1 protein-coding gene and 1 pseudogene are annotated in these 2,962 nt (G+C 68.9%); one reads left to right on the top strand and one right to left on the bottom strand.

Annotated features, from left to right (window positions below):
- A partial coding sequence (locus tag BGN95_RS02930; protein ID WP_286771563.1) for a nitrilase-related carbon-nitrogen hydrolase occupies positions 1-698 on the bottom strand: 698 nt, incomplete at its 3' end.
- 85 nt (positions 699-783) lie between these two features.
- Between BGN95_RS02930 and BGN95_RS02925 the strand changes: the two are divergent.
- Positions 784-2,748: pseudogene (locus tag BGN95_RS02925) on the top strand (PAS domain-containing protein); the annotation flags it as partial.
- Positions 2,749-2,962 lie beyond the last annotated feature (214 nt).

The raw sequence follows: 2,962 nt of genomic DNA, 5'->3' as shown, positions 1-2,962 counted from the left end.
TAGATATAGGCGCTGACCCCGCGCGCCGATTGCGCCGCCGACAGCATCGCCCGCTCGCGCGCTTTGCCGATCGTCACGTTCGACGCGGAGAGGTTGCAGCACACCAACGCCCCGGCCAACGCCCCGATCGTCGAGGGCGGGATCGGCGCCCAATAATCCTCGCAGATTTCGGCGTGGAACACGAAATGCGGCAGATCGCTCGCCGCGAAGATCAGATCGGTGCCGAACGGCACCTCGGCATCGCCGATGCGGATCGCCAGCCCCGATAGCCCGCCGCCGCTCGCGAACCAGCGTTTCTCATAATATTCGCGGTAATTGGGCAGATAGGTCTTGGGCACCACCCCCAGGATACGCCCCCGCGCGATCGCCACCGCGCAATTGTAGAGCCGCCCGTTGCGCGCCAGCGCCGCGCCGACCAGCAACACGGGGGACAGATCGCGCGTCGCGGCAACCACCGCCGCCAGCGCCTCGCGTGTCGCCGCCTGCTGCGCCGATTGCAAATGGAGATCGTCGATCGCGTAGGAGGTGAGGTTCAATTCCGGAAAGACGACGAGATCGACCGCCTCGTCGTGCGCGCGACGCGCAAGCGCGATCGTCGCCTCGGCATTGGCGGCGGCATCGCCGACCGAGGCGCGCGGCATCGCGGCGGCGACGCGGAGCAGGCGATGGGCGTGGATCGAACGGAACGCTGGCTTCATCGCGTGCTTACCTAATGGGCTTTGTGCGTCAGCGCCATCGTTCCCGCTTTCCGCGGCGAGACGAAGGGGATAGTGCTCTGCGGCGATGAACGGAACGACCGTGGATCCGCGCTGGGTTGCGCATCAGCTCGCCGGCGGCGGGGCGCTGGCTGAGATGATGCTGGCGAAGGACTGGTCGTCTTCCCCGCTCGGGCCGATCGAGCACTGGCCGCGCGCATTGCTCGGCGCGATCAGCCTGATGCTGCCCGCCGGCGCGGAGATCGTGCTCTTCTGGGGGCCGGACTATGTCGCGCTCTACAACGACGCTTATGCCGCGACGATCGGCGACCGGCATCCGACCGCGCTCGGCCGGCCGGGGCGCGAATCCTGGCGCGAACTGTGGGCGTCGCTCGAACCGATGCTGGCGCATGTCCGCGCCACCGGCGAGACCTATCACGCCAAGGACCGGCCGTTCCCGATCGAGCGCGACGGCGTTCGCGAGGAAGTCTATTTCGACATCTCCTATTCGCCGGTTCGCGAAGATGAGGGCGCGGTCGGCGGCGTGCTGTGCATCGTCTCCGAAACCACCGAGCGGGTGCGCGCGGCGCGCGCGGTGGCGGAGGACAAGGCGCGGCTGGCGCAGATGTTCGAGGAAGCGCCGGGGTTCATCGCGGTGCTGCGCGGGCCGGATCATCAGTTCGATCTGATCAACCTCGCGGGCCGCGAGCTGATCGGCGACCGCGACGGCGACGTGCTGGGGCGGCCGGTGCGCGAGGTGCTGCCCGAGCTGATCGAACAGGGCTATCTCGCGCTGCTCGATCAGGTGCGGACCACCGGTCAGCCCTATCGCGGGAGCGGGGCGGCGGTCGCGTTGCGCCGCCGTCACGATATCGAGCCGGAGGTCCGTTACGTCGATTTCGTCCTCCAGCCGCTCGTCGACGCGAACGGCGCGATGGACGGCGTGTTCGTTCAGGACAGCGATGTCACCGACCGCCATCTCGCGGAAAACGCGCTGGCGCTGAGCCGCGAATCGCTCGAGCTGGCGACCGAGGCCGCCGGTGCGGGCACCTGGGACGCCGATCTCACCGGGGCGACGTCGCGGGTCAGCTGGTCCGATCGCGCCAAGGCGATCTTCGGCGTCGCCGCCGGGCAGGCGATGAGCATCGACGATTTCTACGCCTTGCTCCATCCCGACGATCTGGGGCGGGTGCGCAGCGGCCTCGATGCGGCGACCGATCCGGCGGTGCGCGAATTGCTCGACATCGAATTCCGCATCTTCCGTGCCGATACGGGGGAGATGCGCTGGCTGGCGGCCACCGGGCGCGGCATGTTCGCCGATCAGGCCTGCATCCGCGCCGCGGGGACGGTGATTGACATCACGCGCCGCCGGCAGGACCGCGAGGCGCTGCGCGAGAGCGAGGCCCGCTTCCGCAACCTGTCGGACAGTCTGCCCGCGCTGATCTGGCAGACCGACGAGCTCGGCAATATCGTCTTCGCCAACCGCTTCTTCGAAACCCTGCTCGGGGTGTCGCCGGCCGAGATCATCCGCGATGGCTGGACCCGGCTCTATCTGCCCGAGGATCGGCCCAGGATGGGTGAGGCGCGGATGCGCATCTTCGCGGAGCGCCGACCGGTCGGCGGCGACTTGCGGCTGATGACCGCGAGCGGCGATTCATGCTGGGTCCATGCCGAGGCGCGCGCGCGGATGGTCGATGGCGTCTATCGCGGTTACGTATGCTGCGCGGTCGACGTCAGCGAGGCGCATCTGGCGGGCGAAGCCCTGGAGCGGCGGATCGCCGAGCGCACCCAGCAGCTCACCGAGCAGATCGCCGAGCGGCAGCGGGTTGAGGCGACCTTGCACCAGATGCAGCGGCTGGAGGCGGTGGGGCAGCTCACCTCGGGCGTCGCGCATGATTTCAACAATCTGCTGACGGTGGTGCTCGGCAATATCGCGATGCTGGAGCGCACGCTGGGTGCGGCCGGGGGTGATGCCCGGACGATGCAGCGGCTGGAGCATGTGCGGATGGCGGCGGAGCGCGGCGCGACGCTGACCGCGCAATTGCTCGCTTTCTCGCGGCGGCAGCGGCTCGAGGCTAAGGTGATCGATCTCAACGCGTCGATCGCCGGGATGCGCGAGCTGATGGAAAGCTCGCTCGGGCGCGCGATCACGATCGATACGCGCCTTGCCCCCGGGGTGTGGCCGGCCTTGGTCGACCCGACCCAGTTCGAGCTGGTGGTGCTCAATCTGGCGATCAACGCGCGCGACGCGATGGGCGCGGCGGGGG

Source organism: Sphingomonas sp. 66-10 (assembly GCF_001897045.1).
GTDB classification, from domain to species: domain Bacteria; phylum Pseudomonadota; class Alphaproteobacteria; order Sphingomonadales; family Sphingomonadaceae; genus Sphingomonas; species Sphingomonas lycopersici.
This window is presented reverse-complemented; position numbering and strand designations above follow the sequence as displayed.